General features: G+C 63.0%; 18 protein-coding genes. 6 read left to right on the plus strand and 12 right to left on the minus strand.

Annotated features, from left to right (window positions below; genetic code table 11):
* Window positions 1-6: 6 nt before the first annotated feature.
* Entirely contained in the window at window positions 7-1,926 is a 1,920-nt protein-coding gene (locus HPQ64_RS03495) for a transglycosylase domain-containing protein (RefSeq protein ID WP_425483791.1), read from the minus strand.
* 362 nt (window positions 1,927-2,288) lie between these two features.
* Between HPQ64_RS03495 and HPQ64_RS03500 the strand changes: the two genes are divergently transcribed.
* On the plus strand, window positions 2,289-2,591 hold the full coding sequence (locus HPQ64_RS03500; protein WP_172886984.1) for a DUF1330 domain-containing protein: 303 nt from the start codon (window positions 2,289-2,291) through the stop codon (window positions 2,589-2,591).
* Window positions 2,592-2,609: 18 nt separating this feature from the next.
* Here the strand turns inward: HPQ64_RS03500 and olsB are convergent, their stop codons facing one another.
* The 7 genes from olsB to rsmI form a co-directional block, all read right to left on the minus strand.
* The gene (gene olsB, locus HPQ64_RS03505) at window positions 2,610-3,551 is read right to left on the minus strand and encodes a l-ornithine N(alpha)-acyltransferase (RefSeq protein ID WP_172886985.1); all 942 of its coding nucleotides are present in this window, start codon (window positions 3,549-3,551) and stop codon (window positions 2,610-2,612) included.
* 196 nt (window positions 3,552-3,747) lie between these two features.
* Window positions 3,748-6,009, minus strand: coding sequence for a PAS domain-containing hybrid sensor histidine kinase/response regulator (locus HPQ64_RS03510; RefSeq protein ID WP_172886986.1), 2,262 nt, complete (start codon window positions 6,007-6,009; stop codon window positions 3,748-3,750).
* Window positions 6,010-6,151: 142 nt separating this feature from the next.
* Window positions 6,152-7,678, minus strand: a complete 1,527-nt coding sequence (locus HPQ64_RS03515) for a YifB family Mg chelatase-like AAA ATPase (protein WP_172886987.1) — start codon at window positions 7,676-7,678, stop codon at window positions 6,152-6,154.
* Between the two features lie 103 nt (window positions 7,679-7,781).
* A complete protein-coding gene (gene gshB / locus HPQ64_RS03520; RefSeq protein ID WP_172886988.1) occupies window positions 7,782-8,726 on the minus strand; it encodes a glutathione synthase in 945 nt (314 codons plus the stop codon).
* 489 nt (window positions 8,727-9,215) lie between these two features.
* Window positions 9,216-9,602, minus strand: coding sequence for a YraN family protein (locus HPQ64_RS03525; protein WP_172886989.1), 387 nt, complete (start codon window positions 9,600-9,602; stop codon window positions 9,216-9,218).
* A 16-nt stretch (window positions 9,603-9,618) separates the two neighbouring features.
* Window positions 9,619-9,795, minus strand: coding sequence for a hypothetical protein (locus tag HPQ64_RS03530; RefSeq protein WP_172886990.1), 177 nt, complete (start codon window positions 9,793-9,795; stop codon window positions 9,619-9,621).
* Complete coding sequence (gene rsmI / locus HPQ64_RS03535) at window positions 9,792-10,718, minus strand: 16S rRNA (cytidine(1402)-2'-O)-methyltransferase (protein WP_210260070.1); 927 nt, start codon at window positions 10,716-10,718, stop codon at window positions 9,792-9,794. The genes HPQ64_RS03530 and rsmI overlap by 4 nt, the downstream gene beginning before the upstream one ends.
* Before the next feature lie 175 nt (window positions 10,719-10,893).
* Here rsmI and HPQ64_RS03540 point away from each other — a divergent pair, with 175 nt between their 5' ends.
* The gene (locus HPQ64_RS03540) at window positions 10,894-12,108 is read left to right on the plus strand and encodes a penicillin-binding protein activator (protein WP_246270257.1); all 1,215 of its coding nucleotides are present in this window, start codon (window positions 10,894-10,896) and stop codon (window positions 12,106-12,108) included.
* On the plus strand, window positions 12,108-13,319 hold the full coding sequence (gene coaBC / locus HPQ64_RS03545; protein WP_246270259.1) for a bifunctional phosphopantothenoylcysteine decarboxylase/phosphopantothenate--cysteine ligase CoaBC: 1,212 nt from the start codon (window positions 12,108-12,110) through the stop codon (window positions 13,317-13,319). The genes HPQ64_RS03540 and coaBC overlap by 1 nt, the downstream gene beginning before the upstream one ends.
* Before the next feature lie 42 nt (window positions 13,320-13,361).
* Here the strand turns inward: coaBC and HPQ64_RS03550 are convergent, their stop codons facing one another.
* Both HPQ64_RS03550 and HPQ64_RS03555 read right to left on the minus strand, forming a co-directional pair.
* Window positions 13,362-13,943 carry an OmpA family protein gene (locus HPQ64_RS03550; protein WP_172886991.1) on the minus strand — a complete coding sequence of 194 codons (582 nt, stop codon included), beginning with the start codon at window positions 13,941-13,943 and terminating at the stop codon, window positions 13,362-13,364.
* Between the two features lie 41 nt (window positions 13,944-13,984).
* Window positions 13,985-14,413 (minus strand): hypothetical protein, encoded by a 429-nt coding sequence (locus HPQ64_RS03555; protein ID WP_172886992.1) that lies wholly within the window; start codon window positions 14,411-14,413, stop codon window positions 13,985-13,987.
* Between the two features lie 225 nt (window positions 14,414-14,638).
* Between HPQ64_RS03555 and dut the strand changes: the two genes are divergently transcribed.
* From dut to cysK, 3 genes are all read left to right on the plus strand, one after another.
* Window positions 14,639-15,088: a dUTP diphosphatase gene (gene dut / locus HPQ64_RS03560; protein WP_172886993.1), complete on the plus strand. Its 450-nt coding sequence runs from the start codon at window positions 14,639-14,641 to the stop codon at window positions 15,086-15,088.
* A 60-nt stretch (window positions 15,089-15,148) separates the two neighbouring features.
* The gene (locus HPQ64_RS03565) at window positions 15,149-15,826 is read left to right on the plus strand and encodes an HAD family hydrolase (RefSeq protein ID WP_172886994.1); all 678 of its coding nucleotides are present in this window, start codon (window positions 15,149-15,151) and stop codon (window positions 15,824-15,826) included.
* A 213-nt stretch (window positions 15,827-16,039) separates the two neighbouring features.
* Window positions 16,040-17,002 carry a cysteine synthase A gene (cysK, locus tag HPQ64_RS03570; protein ID WP_172886995.1) on the plus strand — a complete coding sequence of 321 codons (963 nt, stop codon included), beginning with the start codon at window positions 16,040-16,042 and terminating at the stop codon, window positions 17,000-17,002.
* 98 nt (window positions 17,003-17,100) lie between these two features.
* Here the strand turns inward: cysK and trpS are convergent, their stop codons facing one another.
* Window positions 17,101-18,183: a tryptophan--tRNA ligase gene (trpS, locus tag HPQ64_RS03575; protein WP_172886996.1), complete on the minus strand. Its 1,083-nt coding sequence runs from the start codon at window positions 18,181-18,183 to the stop codon at window positions 17,101-17,103.
* A gap of 120 nt (window positions 18,184-18,303) precedes the next feature.
* Window positions 18,304-19,884: a murein biosynthesis integral membrane protein MurJ gene (gene murJ / locus HPQ64_RS03580; RefSeq protein WP_172886997.1), complete on the minus strand. Its 1,581-nt coding sequence runs from the start codon at window positions 19,882-19,884 to the stop codon at window positions 18,304-18,306.
* Window positions 19,885-19,894 lie beyond the last annotated feature (10 nt).

The following is a 19,894-nucleotide window of genomic DNA, read 5'->3' on the forward strand; positions in this document are numbered from 1 at the left end:
CGAGCTTTATCCGCCGAAAATCCGCTTGATTAGATTGAGTGGCCCTCTGCCGGGTTCTGGCCTCACGATCTGGCCCGGCTCCGCACCGATGCTGCCAGGCGGGACGGGGCCGCCGTTACCCGGCTCCGCCACGCGCACAGGCTCTTCCAAAACGCCCGGAAGCGCCGCCACCGGCACGTTGCGGTGTTCGGCAAGCATCGTCTCCTTCCAGATTTCCGCCGGAAGCGACCCGCCGGTTGCGCGCCGCGTCGGCGAATTATCGTCGTTACCGAGCCAGACCGCCGTTGTGAGCTGGTTGGTGTATCCGATGAACCAGCCGTCGCGGAAATCCTGACTGGTGCCCGTCTTGCCGCCAGCGGGCCGCCCGTCTAGGCTCGCTTTCTTGCCGGTGCCCGTTTGCAGCGTTTCCGCCATCATCCGGTTCATGCGGCCGACGATCAACGGATTGACCACGCGCCCCGGCCCACTGCCGTTACGGGCGTATAGCACCTTGCCGTCGACCGTCCTGATCTGGCGGATGACATGCGGCACAACGCCGTATCCCCCGTTGGAGAGGGGAACATAGGCCGCCGCGATTTCAATCGGCGTAACCTCCGACGTGCCGAGCGCGATCGCCGGGTTCGCCTGCAAGGGAGAGGAGATACCAAGCCTGCGGGCGGTTTCTACGACACGCTTCGGGCCGACTTCATGGGCAAGCTTGGCCGCAACCGTGTTGAGCGAATAGCTGAGTGCCTGGGTGAGCGTTACCGCGCCATAATGCTTGCGCGAGTAGTTCTTGGGCGACCAATTGCCGATCGTCACCGGCTCATCCACGCGTATCGTTTCGGGCGTCAGGCCGCGCTCGAGCGCAGCCAGATAGACGAAAGGCTTGAAGGCCGATCCCGGCTGGCGGTGCGCATTGACCGCACGGTTGAACTGGCTCTTCGAATAGTCCCGCCCGCCGACCAGCGCCTTCACCGCGCCGTTACGGTCGAGCGTGACGACCGCGCCTTGCGAGACGCCAAGCTTGTCGCCCTGCTCGGCAAGCTTGCGCTTCAGCGTCTCTTCCGCCGCGCGCTGCATGTCCATATCGATCGTTGTGTCGACAATCACGTCCTTGTCGATCTGGCCGATAAAACTCGGCAGTTCTTCCATCACCCAGTCGGCGACATAATTGTTGCTCGCGCCGACGGACTTCGCCACGACCGTCGCCGATGCGGCGATTGCATCCTTGGCGTCCCGGTCGGAAATGACACCGGCATCCTTCATCGCAAGGATGACCGTTCGCGCCCTGTCTTCGGCAAGGTCCGGGCTGTTTGTCGGCGCGTAGCGTGACGGCGCCTTGAGAAGGCCGGCAAGCGTCGCCGCCTCCTTCAGCGTGACATACCGCGCCGGCTTGTCGAAATAACGCCGTGCGGCGGCATCCACACCATAGGCGCCCGCCCCCAGATAGACCCGGTTGAGATACATCTCCAGGATCTGATCCTTGGAAAAATTCTGTTCGAGCCACAGCGCCATGACCACTTCCTGCATCTTCCGGCTGATCGTCCGGTCGGGCTCGAGGAAGAGGTTCTTTGCAAGCTGCTGGGTGAGCGTCGACCCGCCCTGGACAAGGCGACCCTCGACAAGGTTGACGACAACCGCACGGACAAGACCGATTGGATCGATACCGAAATGAGACCGGAAGCGCCGATCCTCGATCGCAATGACGGCTTGCGGCAGATAAGCCGGAAGCTGCTCGAGCCGGACAGCTTCGCCGCCTGTATCGCCGCGGTTCGCGACAAGCTGCCCGGACTGGGAAACGATCTTCACGTTCGGCGGACGCTTCGGCACCTCCCATTCGGAGGGCGGCGGCAGATGCGCCGCGTAATATCCCATCACGCCAACAAAGCCGATGAAGGCCCAAAGCCCGGCGACAAGCCCCCAGTAGACGGTTCTTTTGAACAAGCGCCCGATTCGCGAGCTGCCGTTTCCGCCGCGCCGCTTCCGCACGCTGCCGCGCTTGCGCCGCGCGTTCGGCCTTGCTTTCGCGGGCGGGGCCTTGCCTGACGACGGGGTTTTCTTGCGACGCGGCTTCGGCTTCGAGGGCTTTGCCGGCCGATCGTCCGCGCTCAGGCGCACGTCGAGGGATCCCGGCTCGTCAGGTTCGAACCGCGGTTCTATGCGCTGCCTCGATTTGGGGCGCCGTGCCATTGACCCTCGAACGAAATTACCTGCCCGCCGAACATCCTGCTCAAGCCATGCGGGTTGGTTCCGTTTTTATGTTAATTGTGGCGGATTAAAGGGCGCTTAAAACGGAAAGGAAGCCCATGTCAAAAGGATATTGGATCGCCCGCGTCGATGTGACGGACCCGGACGCCTACAAGAAATACGTCGCGGCGAATGCGAAAGCTTTCGGAAAATACGGGGCGCGTTTCCTCGTGCGCGGCGGGGAATTCGAATGTGTCGAGGGTGCTGCGCGCCAACGCAATGTCGTGATCGAGTTCCCGAGTTACCAGGCGGCGCTGGAGTGCTATCGCTCGCCGGAGTATGCGGAAGCCCTGGAGATCAGGCGCAACGCCGGCGTGAACGACCTGGTGGTGATCGAAGGGTATGACGGCCCGCAGCCGTAACGCGGCGAACGTAAGCGCTCAGGAGGCATGACGGCTCGCATCCGCGCCGTAATAGTTCACGTAACGCTCGTTCAGTGCGGAGACCGGCAGGATGATCAAAACGTCCGTCGTGCCGAACTGGCGGTCGACGACCGCTCCATCGCCGATATAGGCACCAAGCCGCAGATACCCCTTGATGAGCGGCGGCAGGTCGCGCAGCGCCTGCCGCTGGTCAACCGCTTCCTTGCGTATGCGGTTCATTTCGACGTAACGCCCCTCAACCGCTCTCACCCGCCAGTCTTCCGGAGCGCGGGCGAAGTGATGCAGGAACGAAAGCTGCGAGGCGAGGCGATCCGGGTCCGTGCCCTCCATCGACGCGCAACCGATCATCACGTCAATCCGGTTGAGGAGTACATACGACCAGATACCGTGCCACAGCAGCTCGACCGTGCGCTTGTTCCGGTAGGGCTTGAGGACGCAGGACCGCCCGAGCTCCAGGAAGCGCAGGCCGGAGTGCGCGTCGACCAAAGGCTGAAGATCGTATTCGCCCGTCGTGTAGAAACCGCCATAAAGGTTCGCGACCTCCTGGCGCAGCAGGCGATAGGTGCCGACGACCTGCGGTTTTTTCCGCGCAAACGGCTTGGCGCGCTCGGTATGATCGTGATCGACGACCAGAAGATGGTCACAGATGGCATCGAAAGGGTCGAAATCGCGCCTGAGCGCCTGCGTTTCGGCATCGGCGATTGCCGACATTTCCTCGTAGAAGACGTGATAGCGCAGTTCCTGCGCCTTGCTGATTTCGCGGGCGCTGCGGGCAAGCCGCACTTCCAGAGGCCCTATCCGCCCAAGCGGTACGGCCTGCCTCCCGAACGACCGGAAACGCTGCGCGGCGGAACGACCGGGTTCTATCGGCGCCGGCCCCGCGGCCGGCATGAACCTGCGAACCAGAGTGCGCGGCGACAGAAGTCCCGATCGCGGCATGGCCTTCACGTTTCGTCCCCCGAAGACGCGCCGATACCTTCGGCGTCTCGCATTGGATCGACCGGCAGGGGCAAGCGCGCGAATCACCGCACCCACGACCGGACAGGTCATGCTCTACATCATAGTTTTTCAAAGATACCATGACAATTCGGCGCCCGATAAAGCCCCCGCATTGCCGTGACGTGCCGCACAGCCGTCAGGACGCCCGCGAGAGTGCCTGCTTCAAAATGTCCGGGTCGAGCGGCTTGGTAAGCACGTCATCGGCCCCCGCCTCCCTCGCCCTGGCATGGGCGTCGGGCATAACGTCGGCCGTCACGGCGATCAGCGGTGCGGGGTCCCAGCAACGCGAATTTTCGTATTCACGATAGCGTGCGATGAACTCCACCCCGTCCATCTCCGGCATATGAAGATCGACCAGAAGAACGTCGAAAGACCCGTCCTGAACCTCCTCGAGCGCCGCCTTGCCATTCGTGGCGACGACCGGCTCATGCCCGAACTTTCGCAAAAGCGCTTCGGTCAAAAGGCGGTTGATGTCGTTGTCCTCGGCAATCAGGACCCGGAGCGGGCGCGATGATTCCGCGCTCTGCTCGTTCTCTTCCTCGATGAGCGCATTGGCGCCGGTCCAGAAGGATGAGCGCCGGTCAGGGTCCAGAAGGCCCGTCACCACGCCGAAAAGCGATGACGTACGGACAGGCTCTACAAGATAGGCGTCGAAACCCGCGAGGTTGAGGCGCGGCAGCCGATCCCGCTCCGTCGGCTTGACGATCACCGCGGCCGGCATTTCTAGACCCGCAGCCCGTGCCCCGGCAAGCCAGGCGCCCGCGTCTGCAAATCCCGCATGATCCACCATCAGGAGGTCCGCATCGCCGATCTCCTCCTCGAAATCCGCGCTACCCGGCGCCACCACGCTCGCCTCGGCTCCGGCCTCTTGCAGGCGGGCGACGATGAGCGGCGCGCTGATCCTGCTTTTCGAGACGACGGCGATCTTCTGCCGTGGAAGATCGATTGCCGCGTCGTCTTCCAGAACGTCCCGCTCCACACGCACCGGCAGGCGCACGCGGAAGGTCGCGCCCGCGCCCGGCGAAGCTTCGGCCTCTATCGTTCCGCCCATGAGCGTTACGAGACGGCGCGATATCGCAAGGCCAAGGCCTGTCCCGCCGTAGCGTCGGGCAAGGCCATGGTCGATCTGCTCGAATTCCTTGAAAAGACGCTTGGCCTGTTCCTCGGTGAAGCCGACGCCCGTATCGCGGACCAGGATTTCAAGTTCGATGCCCCTATCGCCGTCCGCCGCGTCCTGCCCCGCCCGGCAGACTTCGATCGCGACACCGCCGGTTTCGGTGAATTTCAAGCCGTTTCCGGCAAGGTTGAACAGAACCTGGCGAAGGCGCTTCCCATCCGAGACGATCTCTCGCGGCACGTTCGCGCCGATGCGCGCGGCAATTTCCAGACCCTTCGCCTGAGCCTTGGGCGCAAGCAGCTCGACAACCCCTTCAACAAGGCCCGAGACGGAAACAGGTTCCTGCGCCAGCTCGACGCGGCCGGCTTCGACCTTCGAGAACTCCAGCACTTCGTCGATCAGGTGAAGCAACGATTCGCCGGAACCGACCAGGGCATCTGTGTAGCTTTTCTGCTCGAGCGTCTGCCGGGTGTCGCGAAGCAGGCCCGCCATGCCGAGAATGCCGTTGAGCGGCGTTCGTATTTCATGGCTGACTGTGGCAAGGAACCGGCTTTTCGCAACGCTCGCCGCCTCCGCCATGTCGCGCGCCTCGACAAGTTCTTCCTCCATCGCCCGCCGGCCGGTGATGTCGCGCAGGATCGTCTGCTTGAGGGGTCGCGCGTCCATCGGGTCGCGCACCGCAAGGTCGATACGCGAAAACCAGCGCGGACCGTCCACCGTTTCAAGGCGGATATCGCCGAACGCGCCATCCTCGGCATCCGGTTCGCCATCGATATCGAGGGCAAGCGGCCTGCCCGCCACCGGCGCGACATCCTTTGGAAAAAGCCTCGCCGCGGCGTCGTTGACATAGGTGACATCTCCGCCCTCGCCACGGCGGATAATCACGTCGCCCAAAGAATCCAGCACGCTGCGATGGCGTTCGTCCGATTCCTTGAGTTCCCAGAGGCGATCCTCCAGCACTTCACGCTCCCGGCGCAGCGTATGAACCTCGCTGTCGAGCGCACGCTGCCGGCCGGAAAGGCGGGCAAGATCGCCCCCGGTCAGCACCCAGGCCGCAAGCGTGCCGGACAGAAAGCTCATGGAGATCGCAAGCAGCCTGCCCGTCGGATCCCCCAGGACAAGCCAGAACGAGAAGGCGATGCCGACTGCCATCCCCAAGGCGGCCAACGTCTGGCGAATATGCAAGGGCGCGAGGCCGAACCGCGTCCAGCCGACTTTCGCCGAACCCCGTCCGTCCGTCCGCTGTTCCCGCCCCTTCCGACGCTCCGTCGTCCCTTCCAAGGGTGGCTCCCTCAATTGTCCCTCGAACATCCTCGCGAAAATGTAAGGAGATTATGCCGGTCAGACATTGAGAAAGGCTTTCCGCCACCGGGCAAATTCACGGCGTGCGCGGTCATGTTTCCTTAGTGGCGCAAGGCTTGTTTCAGGCCGCTTCGCGCAGGAGGTGCGCCCCGCGATAGCTCAGCGCTTCCGCCAGATGCAGCCGTCCCACACGCTCCATCCCGTCAAGATCGGCAAGCGTGCGCGCCACCTTCAGCACGCGGTGATAACCCCGCGCCGAAAGCCGAAGGCTGTCGGCGGCGTCCTGAAGCAGCGAAAGGCCTTCCGCGTCCGGCTCGGCGATCTGCTCGATCAGCTTCGAGCCGGCATCGGCATTGGTGCGCGCGGGGACGCCGAGTTCCTGGAACCGGTCGCGCTGCCTTGCACGCGCCGCCGCGACCCTTACTGCCACATCGGCGGAAGATTCGGAGTGGGACGGGCGGATCAGATCCGCGGCTGTCACGTTCGGCACGTCGATGCGGATATCGATCCGATCGATCAGCGGGCCGGAAATGCGCGCCTGATAGTCGGCGGCGCAACGCTCGCCACGCTTGCAGGTATGGCCCGGCTCACCCGCATATCCGCAGCGGCAAGGGTTCATCGCCGCCACAAGCTGGATGCGCGAGGGATAACTGACCCGGTGATTGGCACGCACGATCACCGTCTCGCCCGTCTCGAGCGGCTGGCGGAGGCTGTCGAGTACCTGCGGCTGGAATTCGGGCAGTTCGTCGAGAAACAGAACCCCGTTGTGGGCAAGCGACACCTCGCCGGGCCGCGCCCGAATGCCGCCGCCGACAAGCGCGGCCATGGACGCGGAATGATGCGGCGCGCGGTAAGGACGCCGGTCGCTAAGCCGTCCTTCGGCAAGCTCGCCCGCGACGGAGGCGACCATCGAGACTTCAAGAAGTTCCTTGGGCGAAAGCGGCGGCAGGATGGAGGGAAGGCGCGACGCCAGCATCGACTTTCCCGCGCCCGGAGGGCCGATCATCAGAAGGTTGTGGCCGCCCGCCGCCGCGATTTCCAACGCTCGCTTGGCCGTTTCCTGGCCGCGCACATCAGCCAGTTCCGGAAGGTCCAGCGCCGCCCCGCCAAGCTTCGGCAGCGGGCGGGTGAGCACCTGCGTGCCCTTGAAATGATTGGCGATCTGGATGAGTGAGCGAGGGGCGAGAACCTCCATCTCCGGGTCGGCCCAGGCAGCCTCCGGCCCACAATCAGCCGGGCAGATCAAACCCTTTTCGATGCCGTTCGCCCCGATCGCGGCAGGCAGAACGCCGGCGACCGGCGATAATGTGCCGTCAAGCGCAAGCTCGCCAAGCACGACGAAACGCTCCAGCTCTTCCGCCGGAACAGCGCCCATCGCCGCCATCAGCGCGAGCGCGATCGGCAGGTCGTAATGGGAACCTTCCTTCGGCAGGTCGGCGGGCGCGAGATTGACGGTCACGCGTTTTGCGGGCAGGGCAAGCCCCGAGGCATGCAGCGCGGAGCGCACCCGCTCCCGGCTTTCGCCAACCGCCTTGTCCGGCAGGCCGACAATCATGAAATTGACCTGGCCGGGACCAATCTGAACCTGAACGTCGACCGGGACCGCCTCGATCCCCTGAAACGCGACCGTCGTGACCCGCGATACCATGCCTGCGTCCCGCCCCGGAAAAGTTGGGCAGGACGCTAATGCAACCTTCGCACGAAATCAAGAACGAAGAGAGAACAAATATTATCCGACTGGCGTCGCTACGTCAGGTTGAACATTTTTTCTCCACCACATCCCAGACCTTCGCCGCGATGTTCGGGCCACCGAGCTTTGCGACGGCGCGAATTCCGGTCGGCGCGGTGACGTTGATTTCGGTCAGATATCCGTCGATCACATCGATACCGACGAGGATGAGTCCGCGCTCACGCAAGGAAGGGCCGAGACGGGCGCAGATTTCCCTCTCGCGATCCGTCAGTTCTGCCTCGGTGGCGGCACCGCCGCGCACCATGTTGGAGCGAAGGTCGCCCTCCGCCGGAACGCGATTGACGGCGCCCGCGAATTCACCGTCGACCAGAAGGATACGCTTGTCGCCCTTCGACACGTTCGGCAAAAACGCCTGGACGACCCACGGCTCGCGGAAGGTGACGGCGAAAAAGTCATAGAGCGAGCCGTAGTTGAGATCGTCCTCGGTCACGCGAAAAACCGCTGCCCCGCCGTGGCCGAACAGCGGCTTCATGACGATATCGCCGTGCTCCTTTCGAAACGCGTCAATCTCGTCGCGGTCGCGCGTGATCAGCGTCGGCGGCATGAGATCGGAAAATTCGGTCACGAAAAGCTTTTCCGGCGCGTTGCGCACGTGATCCGGATCGTTCACCACCAATGTGCCCGGATGGATCTTCTCAAGCATGTGGGTCGCCGCGACATAGGCCATGTCGAAGGGCGGGTCCTGGCGCATGAGGATGACATCCATATCCGCAAGGTCGGCGCGCCGGCGTTCTCCAAGCGTGAAATGATCGCCCTGGATGTCGCGGACCTCGACAGGTTCCACACTCGCCGTGACCGTGTTCCCGCGCATCGCCAGCCTGTCCGGCGTGTAGTGGTAGAGCTCGTGCCCGCGCGCCTGCGCTTCGAGCATGAGCGCGAAAGCGCTGTCGCCCGCGATTTTGATCGAGGAGATATGGTCCATCTGGACCGCAACCTTGAGGGCCATTTGCTACTCCGGAAAAGCCTGACGGGCCGCAGGCGCAAGAGATCCATGCCTTCAGCACCCTGTTGTCGGCAATGATATGAAAGGCGGGAGCGGCTTTGTCCAGCCGCGAGGCTTCGCTTCCCGTTCAGGGCTTGCGGCCAGCCGTACCATCACAAAGCACGCTGCGCGGGTTTCCGGAAAGCGTTGCACGCCGTCCCAATAAGGTTGCACGAACGCCGCAAATGCCTTGCCAAGGATTGTCTAGGCGGACGATTGGCGCCTAGATCGGTTCCAGGGCCAGCGCGGCAACAAGGTGACACGGACGGCCAGCCTGGATTTTCGCTATCCGCTTGAAAGATGGCGGATTCCTCCCCCATGGGATCCTTTGGGGTGCCGCTTTCGCGTCGTTCATGGGCGAAAGCGGCATGTGCGGATCCCTACCCGAACGCGTCTTGCAAAAGACGACGCCTTGACGGGTGCTGCAGGCTGCCTGTGGCACCCTTTTTTCCATTATCGACCTTCGAACACGTTTTGCACGTGGGAGAGGCGGAAGCCCCTGCCTGCGAGAACGGCGTCGAAGCGCAGCGTATAGGCGCTCGACCACGGGTTTTCGGCTTGCCAGATGCGCGCGGCGGACGCGATGCGCCGTTGCGCCGCCGGCGTTATGGCGAGAAGTGCCGCTTCCCGGCTGGCGCGCGCCTTCACCTCGACGAATGCGACCGTATCTCCCTTGAGCGCGACGATATCGATCTCACCGGTCGCCGCCTTGTAGCGCCTTGCAAGAATGCGCCATCCCTTCAGCCGCAGGAAAAAGGCCGCGCGACCTTCCGCCGACAGGCCGAGACGATAGGCTTTCCGCCTGTCCGACCGGTTTCTGCCCTGATTGCGCCCGCGCACGGTTCTTTCAGGCCATTCAGCCGGCCGACGGCTGGATGAGCGCCGTCAGCGTGATGAGCAGCACCATGGCGACAAGGCCGAAAACCGCCAGCTTCCAGGCGTCGCGGCGATAACGCAGGCCCGGCCAGCCAAGCGGCTTGATGACCTGGATCACCACGAGAATGGCGATGAACACCATCAGAAGTTTCGTCAAGACGTCTCCTCCCCGCCCTTGAGCGCAAGGGTTTTCGCATAAAGCGATTTTCTGTCGAGCCCGGTCATTTCCGCCACATGCTTGGCGGCGGCTGCTGGCTTCATGGTTCTCAAAGCCTCCGCAAGCAATTGATCGGCGTTGCTTGCGTCCGGCTTTTCTTCCCCCGGCGGACCGACCACAATCACGATCTCGCCCTTGACCGACCGGCCGGCGAAACGTTCCGCCAGGTCCTCAAGGCTTCCCCGCTCGAATGTCTCGAACCGCTTGGTAAGTTCGCGCGCGACGGCCGCCTCGCGCTCATGCCCCAGCGCTTCCACCATGGCGGCGAGCGCATCGGACAGCCGATGCGGACTTTCGAAGAAAACGAGTGTAGCAGGCATATTGCGCAATTCGCCAAGGCGCTTCTTTCGCTGGCCGGCCTTTTGCGGAAGAAACCCGGCGAAACAAACGGTATCGGACGGCAGACCCGCGCCGACGAGCGCCGCAAGCAGGCTGCTTGCGCCCGGAATGGGCACCACGCGATGGCCCGCCTCGAGGACATCGCGCACGAGCCGGTAGCCCGGATCTGAGACGAGCGGCGTACCTGCATCGCTAACCAGGGCCACGGCCTTGCCGTCCTCAAGCGCCTTCAGGATTTTCGGGCGCTGCTTCTGCGCGTTGTGCTCGTGATAGGCAAGCATCGGCGTTTTCAGCGCGAAACGCTGTAGAAGCGTCGCCGTCACGCGCGTGTCCTCGCAGGCGATGAGGCCCGCCCCGGCAAGCGTTTCCAGCCCGCGCAACGTCATGTCGCCCAGATTGCCTATCGGCGTCGCGACGATGTAGAGCGCCGGCTCCAGCCGGGGCGCATCGAATGCATGGGCGCCGATTAAGAAGCGGCGCACGCCTGCCGTCTGGCCTTCCATCGGGCCGGGTTCGCCGGTCATCGATCTCTCCCTGCAACGCGATATGGTTTCGCAATCCTCCGCGATGCTGTAAACCGTCTGCGAAACCACCGTCAAATCCTGCGCTTTTGACAGGACTCAACGGAGCCGCCAAGATTTGATCGAGAAATGTGATGCGCCGAACGCGACCCGGCGCATGGGGTTCAGGAGGTCGGCCTTGCACCGTCTTGTAAGCCTTGCCAGGCGCGGTTCACGCACCGCGCTTACCATTGCAGCACTATCCGTTGCCGCCCTTGCAGCCGGCTGCTCCGGCTCATCTCTCGGCAATTTCCCCGGTTATCCGAGCGATCCGAACGCGGATACCCCACCGGCTGCGGGTGATGTGATCGGCGCGGGAACCGTCCGCGTCGGCCTGCTGCTTCCGCTTTCGGGCGGCGGCAACCAGACCTCGATCGGCCAGGTGTTCCGAAATTCAGCCGAACTGGCGCTTTCGGATTTCCAAGGCGCGGATATCCAGCTTATCGTCAAGGACACCGGCGGCACAGCCGAAGGTGGACGCGCCGCCGCGCAGGAGGCGATAGCGCAGGGCGCCGAACTTCTTCTGGGGCCGGTTTTCGCTCCCGCCGTCGGCGGCGCCGGCTCCGTGGCGCGCTCGTCGGGTGTGCCGGTCGTCGCATTCTCAACCGACACCGCCGTCGCCTCGCGCGGGGTCTACCTCCTGAGCTTCCTGCCAGAAAGCGACGTTCGCCGCGTCGTCTCCTTCGCCGGCTCGCAGGGAAAACGCTCCTTTGCCGCACTCCTGCCGGACGATGCCTATGGCTCCATCGCCGAGGCCGTTTTCCGCCAGGAAGTGGGCCGCATCGGCGGGCGCATCGTTTCCATCCAGCGCTACAGCCTGAGCGGCGGCAACACCGACGATCTTCGAGCGAAGGCGGAGGCGATCGCGGCAAGTTCCGGCTCCATCGACACACTGTTCGTTCCCGCCGGCGGCGGCGTTCCCGGGTTCGTCGCGCAAGTGCTTCAGGCAGGCGGCAACTTCGGCACGATCAAGATGATCGGCAGCGGGCAATGGGATTCGGCGGAAGTACAAAATACGGGCCTTCTGATCGGCGCCTGGTATCCGGGGCCGGACAATTCCGGCTTCCAGTCGTTCGCCCAGCGCTACCAGGCCCAGTTCGGCAACCGTCCGCCCCGCAATGCGACGCTTGCCTATGACGCGACGATCCTTGCCGCCGGCCTCGTGAGATCCGCGGGCGCCGAGCGCTTCAGCAGCAGGGTGATGGCCAACGGCGACGGCTTCCTCGGCATCGACGGGGTCTTCCGCTTCCGCTCCACGGGGTTGAACGAGCGTGGGCTTGCCGTCTACGAGGTGACGGGCTCCGGCGCAAGGGTAATAGACCCCGCGCCGCGCTCCTTCGGGCCGGGCACCTGATGCTTGACGGCAAACGGATCCTCCTCGTCATCGGCGGCGGGATCGCCGCCTACAAGACGCTGGACCTGATCCGCCGCCTGCGCGAGCGCGGCGCATCCGTGCGCGCGCTGATGACCTCGGCCGCGCAGGAATTCATCACACCGCTTTCCGTCGGCGCGCTGACCGCTGACAGGGTCTTCACCGACCTTTTCGACCGCGAGGACGAGCACGACGTCGGCCATATAAGGCTTTCGCGCGAGGCGGACCTGATCGTAGTGGCGCCGGCGACCGCCGACCTGCTTGCCAAAATGGCGCATGGGCTGGCGAACGACCTCGCTTCCACCGCGCTGATGGCGACAGACAAGCCCGTGCTCGTGGCACCCGCCATGAACCCGGCCATGTGGTCGCATCCGGCCACTTCACGCAATGTCGCGCAGTTGAAAGCCGACGGAACATCCTTCATCGGCCCGAACTCGGGGGAAATGGCCGAAAGCGGTGAGGCCGGCGTGGGCCGTATGGCGGAGCCGCTGGAGATCGTGGCGGCGATCGAGGCGCATTTCGCGGCGCAATCGGGCCCGCTTTCGGGACGCTCGATCGTCATCACCTCCGGGCCAACCCATGAGCCTATCGATCCGGTGCGCTACATCGCCAACCGCTCGTCCGGCAAGCAGGGCCATGCAATAGCCGAGGCGGCGGCGAGAGCCGGGGCCGATGTCACCCTCGTTTCCGGCCCGGTTACGATTCCCGATCCGAAAGACGTGAAGGTCGTCCGCGTGGAAACCGCACGCGAAATGCTGGAAGCGGTGAACGCAGCCCTTCCCGCCGATGTCGCGATCATGGCCGCCGCCGTCGCCGACTGGCGCGCGGAGGGCGCCTCCGGCCAGAAGATCAAGAAAGACGGTAGCGGAAAGCCGCCGGCGCTGAAGCTTACCGAAAACCCGGACATTCTGGCGACGATAGGCAATGGCGCGTCCGGCCGGCCCAGGCTCGTCATCGGCTTTGCGGCGGAAACGGGGAACCTGATCGAAAACGCCCGCGCGAAGCTTGAGCGAAAGGGCGCCGACATGATCGTTGCCAATGACGTCTCGCCGGAGACGGGCGTCATGGGCGGCGACGCCAACACCGTACGGCTGGTTACGAAGGACGGCGTCGAGGAATGGCCGACGCTGTCGAAGCGAGAGGTGGCCGAGAGGCTTGTCACCCTGATCGCGGATTGTCTGAAGGAAGCCTGAGGCCGCGACCACTGCCGCGGCCTCTTTTTCAAGAAAACCCGGTCAGAACCCAACGTTGATCAACTGGACGCGCCGGTTGATTTCGCTATCCGGGTTTTGCGGATCGCGAAGGTCCTCTTCGCCAAGACCGACCGCCTCAAGCTGGCCCTCCGGCACGCGAAAGGTTGTCACAAGCGCTTCGCGAATGGCGTTCGCGCGGCGTTGCGAAAGCTCGAGGTTATATTCGCGCTTTCCCTTCGCGTCCGTATGTCCGACGACGAAGAACGTCTGGCCCCAGAGATACGGCGTATGGAGAGCATCGGCGATCAGGCCGATCGTCTCGTAGGATTCGGGCCGAATCCGATCGGAATCGAAGTCGAAAGTGATCTCGACGTTGAATTGGCGCAGTTTCGCAAGCTGCTCCGACAACGGCAGCGCCGTGGTGGCGTTGTCGCCGGGATGCTGCTTGATGTTCTGCAGGGCCTGCGCGCGAAGGTCGTCGGCATTTACCTTTACCTGTACTTCGGCATCGCGCAGGCTGTTGATGATTTCATTGCGGGAAAGCTTCGTCTGACCGTGCGCGACGGTTTGCAGGACGAGCGGAAGCGCAAGGGCGCCAACGGCCAGAAAGGCGATTTTCTTCATCGGTGCATGCTCCGTGAAAACGGTCTGGATTGGAGATTTTCTCAGCGGTATCCGGCGTCCGTGATCGCTTGATTGCATTTATCGCCGACCGAAGGTTCGGCTTTCAGCAGGCAGTTGAGCACATGCCCCTTGCCCGGCTTCACGAGCTTGCAGAGTTGCTGGATATCCCGATCGCATACCTTGGTGACGGCTTCCTGGGCGGCAAAGCGCTTCTGCAACATGATGTAAACACCCGCATAATCCGCCTTGCACTGGTCCGAGACTTTCGCCTCGTTCTTTTGCAGGCATTGCTGGATGCGGTTGTTGCCGAGATTGACGTTCTTGCAATATTTCTCGATGTCGGCGCCGCAACTGGCATGCAGGATCTTGATCGCATCGGCAAATCCGATGGTTTGCGCGAATGCGGCGTTCCCGCCTCCCCATACACCGAACATCGACGCCATGGCCAGAAACACAAAAATCTTGCTCATCCAAAAGATCCTTCATCACCGATTTCGCGCGCCAAAAACATTTATTAAACATCAATTGTATTATGGAAAGTCATTATTTTCCTCTACGTCATTTTAAATACCGCTTCGGAAAACCTCACCCCGGCAACGGCATCTCCTCCTCTCCGGCGATACCCCCTTGCAAAGGGGGGCCCGGAATGCGACCTCATTGGCTCATTCGTTCTCCGGATACGGTGCCGCAATCGCATGACAACCCCTGTAAAAATCCGCCGCCTGCCACACGGGGCCAGCCTGCCGCTTCCTTCCTACCAGAGCGCCGACGCGGCCGGCCTGGACCTTTATGCCGCCGTCGATGCGGCGCTGATGCTGCAGCCGGGCGAGCGGGCGCTGGTGCCGACCGGTATCGCCATCGCCCTGCCACCGCGCACGGAGGCGCAGGTGCGCCCGCGGTCCGGCCTTGCGGCGAGAAACGGCGTCACGGTGCTGAACACGCCGGGCACGGTGGATGCCGACTATCGCGGCGAGATCAAGGTGATCCTCATCAACCTGGGGCAGGAGCCCTTCGAGATCGAAAGGGGCGCGCGCATCGCGCAAATGGTGATCGCGCCCGTGGTCCGTGCCGATCTTCACGAAGTGGACGATCTGGAGGCTACGGAACGTGGCGCCGGCGGCTTTGGCTCGACCGGGACCAGATAGAACATTCCTTCAAGTTTTCGGCCAATAACCATCCCGACGATAATTTTGGAGAAGCGATCCATGCGTCCCGGCCTTGTTATCTTCGATTGCGACGGCGTGCTCGTCGATACGGAAACCGTAGCCAATAAATTGCTTGCCGAATTGGTGACGGCACTCGGTGTGCCGATGGACTATCGCGAAGCACAGCGCCGCTTCATGGGCCGGACGATGGAAACGATCCATCCCATAGTCGAGGAGCTTACAGGACGAAGATTGCCCGTCGGGTGGGCAGACGAGGTTCGGGAAAAAACCTTGCTGGAATTCGAAAAAGGCGTCGAAGCGATCAAAGGCATCGAAGAGGTGGTCGCGACGCTGAAGGAGGCCGGCGTGCCCTACTGCGTCGGCTCGAGCGGAAAATATTCGAAGATGCACGTAACGCTCGGCAAATCGGGATTGCTGCCGCTTTTTGAGGATGTCCTCTTTTCAGCCGAGGACTGCAGGGAAGGCAAACCCGCGCCCGATATCTTTCTCTATGCCGCATCCGGCATGGGCCGGAAACCGGAAGACTGCGTCGTGATTGAAGATAGCGTGGCTGGCGTTCAGGCGGCTAAGGCCGCCGGAATGCGCGTCCTTGGCTTCACGGGCGATCCCGAAGCGGATGACGAGGCGATGCAGGCCGCGGGCGCTGAGCTCTTTGCGGATATGGCCGATCTACCAAGGCTTCTCCGTCTCGACAGGCTCGAACTCGGCGTTTGCTGATCGACGAGAAGCAGCAAGGGCCCTTTACTGCACTTGCTTCAAGCCCGCTGCTCTTACAGGATTGCCCTTACCAGCCGGGGGCGCTATCCGCGGGCAAGATGCGGGGCGAGAAAAGCTCGCGCCCCGCGGTCGCTTGGAGAAGGAAACCCGAGCCGCTTCATTCCGGTTGCCACGAACCGGACTGGCGGCCAAACCCGAGGGAAACGGAAACGCATGAGTGAGCGCAAACCCGGCAGAGGCCGAATCTACTCCTCCATCATCGAAACGATCGGCGATACGCCACTCGTACGAATGGACAAGCTTGCTGCCGAACACAACGTGAAGGCCGAACTTCTCGGCAAGCTCGAGTTCTTCAATCCGATCGCCAGCGTCAAGGACCGCATCGGCGTCTCGATGATCGAGGCAATGGAGAAGGCCGGAAAGATCACACCCGGCGAAACCACGCTTATCGAGCCCACCTCTGGCAACACCGGCATCGCACTTGCCTTCGTCGCCGCCTCCAAGGGCTACAGGCTGATCCTGGTCATGCCCGAGACCATGTCTATAGAACGGCGCAAGATGCTGCGCCTTCTCGGCGCGGAACTGGAGCTGACCGAAGGCCCGAAGGGCATGAAGGGCGCGATTGCCCGTGCCGAGGAGCTTCTGTCGACGATCCCCAATTCCGTGATGCCGCAGCAGTTCGAAAATCCGGCCAATCCCGAAATCCACCGCAAGACGACGGCCGAGGAAATCTGGAACGATACGGGCGGCGAAATCGATGTCTTCGTCTCCGGCATCGGCACCGGCGGTACGATCACCGGCGTTTCTCAGGTACTGAAAGAGCGCAAGCCCGACCTTCATGTCGTCGCCGTGGAGCCGACCGACAGCCCCATTCTGTCGGGCGGCGATCCGGGCCCGCACAAGATACAAGGGATTGGCGCCGGCTTCGTGCCGGGCGTTCTGGAAACCTCCATTTACGACGAGGTGCAAACGGTCACGAACGAGGAAGCCTTCGTCATGGCGCGCGAGGCCGCACGGCTTGAAGGCCTTCCGGTCGGCATTTCATCGGGTGCGGCACTAACGGCGGCGATCCGCGTCGGCCAGCGTCCGGACATGGCGGGCAAAAGGATCGTCGTGATTATACCGTCCTTCGCGGAACGCTACCTTTCGACCGCCCTCTTCGAAGGGTTGGAATAGACAGATCTTCGCGAAGCGCCAGAGAGGGCATTCTCGAACAAGAAACAAAAAGCCGCGGACAAACCGCGGCTTTTTCAATCCTGCGATGGCCGACGCATTCAGCCGCGCCTGCACTCCAGAAATCCTGCAATCCGCTTCACATCGTGCAGGACCGGCTCGGCTATTGCCGCCGCGCGCTCCGCACCGTCCTTCAGGACGGCGTCGATATGCGCCGGATCGTCGATAAGGCGGCGCATTTCGGCTGCGATCGGAGAAAGCTTCTCCACCGCCAGTTCGCTGAGCGCGGGCTTGAAGGCGGAAAACTGCTGCCCGCCGAAATCATTGAGCACATCGGACTTCGTGGAGCCGGAAAGGGCTGCGTAGATGCCGACCAGATTGTCAGCTTCCGGGCGTGCTTCAAGGCCTTGCGTATCGCCCGGCAGCGGCTCGGGATCGGTCTTCGCCTTCTTGAACTTGCGGGCGATGGCCTCCGCGTCATCCGTCAGGTTGATGCGCGAAAGGTCCGAAGGGTCCGACTTCGACATCTTCTTCGTCCCGTCGCGAAGCGACATGATGCGCGTGGCGGGGCCCGCGATCATCGGTTCCGTGACGGGGAAGAAAAGCTCATCCGGCGTTTCGGGCGAAGGTTCCGGGTTCGGCACGCCAAGTCCCAGTTCCTTGATGCGGTCCTGGAAATCGTTGTTGAACTTCTGCGCGATATCGCGCGTCAGCTCCAGATGCTGCTTCTGGTCGTCGCCCACCGGCACATGCGTCGCGCGATAGGCGAGGATGTCGGCGGCCATCAGCGCGGGATAGGCAAACAGGCCGACAGAGGCGTTCTCGCGGTTCTTGCCGGCCTTTTCCTTGAACTGGGTCATGCGGTTGAGCCAGCCCATGCGCGCGACGCAGTTGAAGATCCATGCAAGTTCGGCATGTTCCTTGACTTGGCTCTGGTTGAAGATGATCGCCTTCTTCGGGTCGATGCCGGCGGCTAGATAGGCGGCCGTCACCTCGCGCGTGGCGCGGGTAAGCTCCGCAGGATCCTGCCAGACGGTGATGGCATGCATATCGACCACGCAATAGATCGATGGCATTTCATCCTGCAGGGGCACGAAGCGCGAGATCGCGCCGAGATAATTGCCGAGGTGGAGATTGCCGGTCGGCTGAACGCCGGAAAAAACCCGCTTGGGGAAGGCTGTCATTTCATTTCCCTTAGTGTGGACCCATGGGAGTGCCGAAGTCGAATGCGCGCCTGTATGCGCAAGGGTGAGGACGGATGCAACCCTGATCCGATAGGCAAATGCCGATTGTGATCAAGCGTGTCACTCTCCGGCAACGGACGGGGGCTTGCGCTTGAACGCGCCGCCCAGATAGCGCTTCAGGTCGACCGCGCCGGTAAGCTGGACGAAAAGCGCAAAGGCGGCCATGCCGATCACGACGAGAAGGCCGAGCGACGAAAAGCGCACGACAAGCAATGGCGAGGACAGCCAGCCGGAAAGAAGTGCTGCACCGCCATAGAGGACGGCGCCCATAAGCAGGCTTGCAACGGCGAGCAGCGGCAGGCGCTTTCTGGCGCCCGCATCGATACCGAAATGACCGCGCCGCCAGAGCGTGACGCCGAGAAGGCCCGTATTGACCCAGCCGGCAAGCGAAGTGGCAAGCGCAATGCCGACATGGCCGAGAAAGGGCGCAAGCGCCAGCGCGCCGGCGACATTGACGACCATGCCGATGCCGGCGAACCACATTGGCGTTTTCGTATCTTCCCGCGCGAAGAAGCCCGGCGAATAAACCTTGTTCAGCACGAAGGCGGGCAGGCCCAGCGCGAAAGCGACAAGGGCCGCCGTCGTTGCCTGCGTGTCCGCTGCGTCAAAGGCGCCGCGCTGGAACAGAACGGAGATAATCTCGGACGGCACCACGATAAGCGCGACCGCAGCCGGCAGGGTCAGCGCCAGAGCGAATTCCATCGCCCGGTTCTGGGTGTGAAGGGCGACGTCTACGCGCCCCGACCGAAGCTGGCGGGCAAGGTCGGGCAGAAGCACGACGCCGATGGCAATGCCGACGACGCCAAGCGGAAGCTGGTAGATCCGGTCGGCATAGTAAAGGAAGGAAACGGCGCCCGCCTGGGTGGAGGCGATGATCGTGCCGACCGCGATATTGATCTGCGTGACACCGCCCGCGATGACGCCGGGTATCCCTAATCTCCAAAGCCGCTTCACCCCCTTTGTGAGCCGCGGCATGCGAAGCGGAACGGAAAAGCCCATCCGATGCACCGCCACGAGCAGCAGGACAAGCTGGGCAAGGCCGGCCACCGCCACGCCGCACGCCATGATGAGCCCCATCTCGGTTCCGGGCACCAGATCCGAAGCACCGATCCCCGCAAGCACGGATATCATCACGACGTTGAGGACGACGGGCGCCATGGCAGCAGCCACGAACCGCTGAAACGTATTCAGAATTCCAGACAGAAATGCCACGAGCGACATGTAGAGAAGGTAGGGAAACGCGATCCGTGAGAGCAGAACCGCCAGATCAAACTTCTCCGGATCATCAAGGAACCCCGGCGCAAGCAGGATCACCAGCCCCGGCATGAAGACTTCCGCCAGGATCGTCAGCACGACCAGCGTCCAGAAGAGCGCCGCCAGGATTTCACCGGCGAACCGCCGCGCCCCGTCTTCGCCTTCCTCCTCGAGCGCACGGGCGAAAAGCGGCACGAATGCGGAGTTGAAGGCCCCTTCCGCAAACAGCCTGCGAAACAGGTTGGGCAGGCGGAAGGCCACGAAGAAGGCATCCGCGACAAGCCCCGTTCCCACGAATGCGGCGATCATCACATCGCGGATGAAGCCGAGCACGCGGCTTGTCATGGTGGCGCCGCCGACGGTGGCGAAGTTCTTTACAAGGCTCATCGACGGCGGT

It is taken from the genome of Hongsoonwoonella zoysiae (genome assembly GCF_013266695.1).
Taxonomy (GTDB): Bacteria; Pseudomonadota; Alphaproteobacteria; order Rhizobiales; family Stappiaceae; genus Hongsoonwoonella; species Hongsoonwoonella zoysiae.

Excerpts from the sequence above, each read along its gene's own strand:
- rsmI (WP_210260070.1), bottom strand. The coding sequence starts at position 10,718 with ATGACCGGCGAACCCGGCCCGATGGAAGGCCAGACGGCAGGCGTGCGC.
- trpS (WP_172886996.1), bottom strand. The coding sequence starts at position 18,183 with ATGACAGCCTTCCCCAAGCGGGTTTTTTCCGGCGTTCAGCCGACCGGC.
- HPQ64_RS03515 (WP_172886987.1), bottom strand. The coding sequence starts at position 7,678 with ATGGTATCGCGGGTCACGACGGTCGCGTTTCAGGGGATCGAGGCGGTC.
- gshB (WP_172886988.1), bottom strand. The coding sequence starts at position 8,726 with ATGGCCCTCAAGGTTGCGGTCCAGATGGACCATATCTCCTCGATCAAA.
- olsB (WP_172886985.1), bottom strand. The coding sequence starts at position 3,551 with ATGCCGCGATCGGGACTTCTGTCGCCGCGCACTCTGGTTCGCAGGTTC.
- murJ (WP_172886997.1), bottom strand. The coding sequence starts at position 19,884 with ATGAGCCTTGTAAAGAACTTCGCCACCGTCGGCGGCGCCACCATGACA.
- HPQ64_RS03555 (WP_172886992.1), bottom strand. The coding sequence starts at position 14,413 with ATGAGCAAGATTTTTGTGTTTCTGGCCATGGCGTCGATGTTCGGTGTA.
- cysK (WP_172886995.1), top strand. The coding sequence starts at position 16,040 with ATGAGTGAGCGCAAACCCGGCAGAGGCCGAATCTACTCCTCCATCATC.
- coaBC (WP_246270259.1), top strand. The coding sequence starts at position 12,108 with ATGCTTGACGGCAAACGGATCCTCCTCGTCATCGGCGGCGGGATCGCC.
- dut (WP_172886993.1), top strand. The coding sequence starts at position 14,639 with ATGACAACCCCTGTAAAAATCCGCCGCCTGCCACACGGGGCCAGCCTG.
- HPQ64_RS03565 (WP_172886994.1), top strand. The coding sequence starts at position 15,149 with ATGCGTCCCGGCCTTGTTATCTTCGATTGCGACGGCGTGCTCGTCGAT.
- HPQ64_RS03550 (WP_172886991.1), bottom strand. The coding sequence starts at position 13,943 with ATGAAGAAAATCGCCTTTCTGGCCGTTGGCGCCCTTGCGCTTCCGCTC.
- HPQ64_RS03500 (WP_172886984.1), top strand. The coding sequence starts at position 2,289 with ATGTCAAAAGGATATTGGATCGCCCGCGTCGATGTGACGGACCCGGAC.